The following is a 3,611-nucleotide window of genomic DNA, read 5'->3' on the forward strand; positions in this document are numbered from 1 at the left end:
GCCGAGGAGGGACGCCGGGGCGGCGGCGGAGGGGGCGGTCCCGCGGGGCGTGCCGCAGGCGGCCGTGAGGGCTCCGACGGCGGCCGCCGCACCGGCGCGCAGGGCCGCGCGGCGGCCTGGACAACAGATCACCTGCCCATTTAAGGGTGAATTGACCCGGAAGATAATGATTGACCCAATTCGGGACCGCGGCCCGGGTCGGACGAACGGCGCGCCACGCGCCACCCGATCAACGAATCACGCAGAGCAGGCCATAGTTATGCACTGAATGCGAGGCAGGTGGCCCACCTCACCTAGGATTCAATGCCAAACTCGTACGATATGAACACTTATGTCCAAGTAGGGACTTTTGGTGTTCCGCTCGGTTGTCTGTCATAGTCGGAACCACGACTTCCCCATTGACCCGAGCGAAGTCATCCCGCCGAGGATCCCCACCCCATCGATCCTCGGCACTTCCATGAAGCCCCCGCGGCGCCCCATCGAGGCGACAGGGGGCTTCAGGCGTTCCCGGGGCCGGTCAGCGGTCCGCGACCCGCATCTCGAACCAGGTCGTCTTGCCGCGCGGCAGCAGGTCCGCACCCCAGCGGTCGGAGAGCTTGTCGACGAGGAAGAGGCCGCGGCCGGTGGTGTCCAGCTCGTGGACCGGCATCAGGCAGGGCAGCCCGCGCGAGGGGTCGCGCACCTCGACCCGGATCCAGCCGCGGCGCCGGTGCATGCGCAGCCCGAACGAGCGGGCCCCGGTGTGGCGGACGGCGTTGCCGACGAGTTCGGATACGAGCAGGACGGCGTGCTCGGCGATCTGCGGCGACAGGCCCCACAGCCGCACCACCACGCACTGGGTGAGCCGGCGCGCGCTGCCTGCCGACTCCGGAAGGGACGGGAGGGTCACTTCGGCCTCTGCCGGGTTCCCGTACAACTCCAGCGCCTTCAGGCCCTGTTCTTCCTCGATAGCCGCCGCCAACCGTAACGCGGAAGCGCCGCCGCGCTGCCGCGGTTGTTCCACACCCTCCAGGCCCGCCATGCACCCATCATGATGGGCGCGGCCGCCGCTCCGTGCCGTTCCGCAGGAAAACGCCCCCCGGAGGCCGGGCCTCCGGGGGGCGTCCGTCATATGCCGTGGGCAGGCATGCGGTTGTCATACCCGCAGTGACCTGCGGTGACATACGGCACGTAGATCATCACACTGAGTGGATCCCGACGGCCGCTTAAGGATGCCTTAAGGCCTGGCTAACCCACACACAATCCACCCACAGGGTGACCGGGCCGCCGGTCAGACGAACTTGGCCTTGCCGGGGCCCTCCTCGACGAAGCTGCGCATGCCGCGCTCGCGGTCCTCGGTCGCGAACAGGCCCGCGAACCAGTTGCGTTCGATGGCCAGGCCCGTGTCGATGTCGGCCTCCAGGCCCGCGTCCACGGATTCCTTGGCCGCGCGCAGCGCGATCGCCGGCCCCTGCGCCAGCTTGGCGGCCCAGGCGTGGGCCTGCTCGTAGACCTCGGCGGCCGGCACGACCCGGTCGACCAGGCCGAGGGTGAGTGCCTCGTCGGCCTTGACCATCCGGCCGGTGAAGATGAGGTCCTTGGCCCGGGAGGGGCCGATCAGGCGGGAGAGCCGCTGGGTGCCGCCGGCGCCCGGGATGAGGCCCAGCAGGATCTCGGGCTGGCCGAGCTTGGCGTTGTCGGCGGCGATCCGGTAGTCCGCGCAGAGCGCCAGCTCGCAGCCGCCGCCGAGCGCGTAGCCGGTGACGGCGGCGACGACGGGCTTGGGGATGCGGGCCACGGCGGTGAAGGAGTCCTGCAGGGCCCTGGACCGCGCGATCATCGCCGCGTGGTCCATGGCCTGCATCTCCTTGATGTCCGCACCGGCGGCGAACACCTTCTCGCCGCCGTAGAGGATCACCGAGCGGACGTCGGACCGGTCCGTGGCCTCCTGCGCGAGCTCGCGCAGCCGGTCCTGGGTGGCGATGTCCAGGGCGTTCATCGGCGGCCGGTCCAGCCGGATCGTGCCGACGCCTTCGGAGACTTCGAGGGAGATGGTCATACGGGCACGTTAGCGCCCGTTAACCGTCCCGCACCACCAGGGGTTACTTGATCCACTCCGACCAGGGCATGTTCCACCCGTTGAGGCCGTTGTCGGGGGCGATCTGCTTGTCCTTGGAGTTCTTCACGACGACCACGTCGCCGATCAGGGACTCGTTGAAGAACCAGGCCGCCGGGACGTCGTTGTCGTACGCGCCGCGGACGTCCTTCAGGCCGATGCAGCCGTGGCTGACGTTCTCCGAGCCGAAGGTGCCGGAGGAGGCCCAGTAGTTGCCGTGGACGAAGGTGCCGGAGTTGGACAGGCGCATCGCGTGCGGCACGTCGGAGATGTCGTACTCGCCGCCGAAGCCGACGGTGGCCCCGTTCATGCGGGTCACCTTGTACTTCTCGCTGATCACCATCTGGCCGTTGTACGTGGTGGTGGCCGGGGCGCCCGCCGTGATCGGGACGTTCTTGAGCACCTGGCCGTCGCGGACGACCTCCATCTGGTGGGTGCTCGCGTCGACGGTGGAGACCTGGGAGCGGCCGATGGTGAAGGTGAAGGTGCGGGTCTGCTTGCCGTAGACCCCCTCGCGGCCCTCGACGCCGTCGAGGCCCAGCTTGACGGTCACCTTGGTGCCCGGCTTCCAGTAGTTCTCGGGGCGGAAGTCGAGGCGGTCGTTGCCGAACCAGTGGCCCTCGATCTGGACCGCCGGCTCCGCGGTGACCTGGATGGCCTTCTCGACGGCCTCGGTGTTGGTGATGCCGCGCGAGAAGTTGATGGAGACGGGCATGCCGACGCCGACGGTCGCGCCGTCCTCCGGCTGGTAGTGGCCGACGAAGGTGTTCTTCGGCGTGAGCGTGGTGAAGGTGATGTCCTTGGCCGACTCGCGGCCCGCCTCGTCCTTGGCGACGGCGTGCACCTTGTACTCGGTGGCCGCGCCCAGGTGGCGGGCGGGCTCCCAACTGGTGCCGTCGCCGGACAGCTTGCCCTCGACCGCGTTGCCCTTGGTGTCGGCGACCGTCACGGTGGTGAGCTTGCCGCCCGTGCTGGATATCTTCAGCACACCGCTGGTCTCGACTTCCTTGGCACCGTCGTCCGGCTTGATGTTGACGACGGCCTGCGACGCCTCGTTCCCGGGCCGGGCGCCGGCGGAGGCGCCACCCCCCTTGCCGCCGTCGCCGCTGCCGCCGGCGCCGCCACCGCTGCACGCCGTGGTGAGCAGCAGGGCCGCGCCGAGCAGCAGGGCCGGCAGGCCGGTACGGATGCGCCGCTGAGGCTGCACCTTCACGATTCTTCTCCCCAGGTCCCCCACGCGCGCACCTATCGCGCGCATGACGACAGGTAATCACATGGGAGGATCACGAAGAGAAACGGTCATGTCACCGTTCCGTCCCAAGTGGGGAGCGTCAGCCCTTCCGTACCGGCTTGCCCTCGGCCCCGTCCCCGGCCTTGTGGTGCGGGGGCCGGTGGCGGGACGGCTTCCCCCGGCCGGGCTCGGCGGCACCGGGCGCGGCCGCGCCGGGCTCGATGATGCCGGGCTCGGTGACGCCCGGCAGGGGCCGGCCCGCGTCGGGCCGGCCGGCCTCGGGGC

General features: G+C 70.0%; 3 protein-coding genes and 1 pseudogene. All 4 read right to left on the reverse strand.

Going from position 1 to position 3,611, the window contains the following annotated elements:
- Nucleotides 1-517: 517 nt before the first annotated feature.
- The gene (locus GPJ59_RS34605) at nt 518-1,021 is read right to left on the reverse strand and encodes an ATP-binding protein (protein WP_219671992.1); all 504 of its coding nucleotides are present in this window, start codon (nt 1,019-1,021) and stop codon (nt 518-520) included.
- Nucleotides 1,022-1,270: 249 nt separating this feature from the next.
- Complete coding sequence (locus GPJ59_RS34610) at nt 1,271-2,038, reverse strand: enoyl-CoA hydratase/isomerase family protein (RefSeq protein ID WP_219671994.1); 768 nt, start codon at nt 2,036-2,038, stop codon at nt 1,271-1,273.
- Nucleotides 2,039-2,081: 43 nt separating this feature from the next.
- Nucleotides 2,082-3,302 (reverse strand): L,D-transpeptidase, encoded by a 1,221-nt coding sequence (locus GPJ59_RS34615; RefSeq protein WP_308120657.1) that lies wholly within the window; start codon nt 3,300-3,302, stop codon nt 2,082-2,084.
- 124 nt (nt 3,303-3,426) lie between these two features.
- Nucleotides 3,427-3,611 (reverse strand): annotated as a pseudogene (locus GPJ59_RS34620) (hypothetical protein); the annotation flags it as partial.

Origin of the sequence: Streptomyces bambusae (assembly GCF_019400985.1) — a bacterium.
Taxonomy (GTDB): Bacteria; Actinomycetota; Actinomycetes; order Streptomycetales; family Streptomycetaceae; genus Streptomyces; species Streptomyces bambusae_A.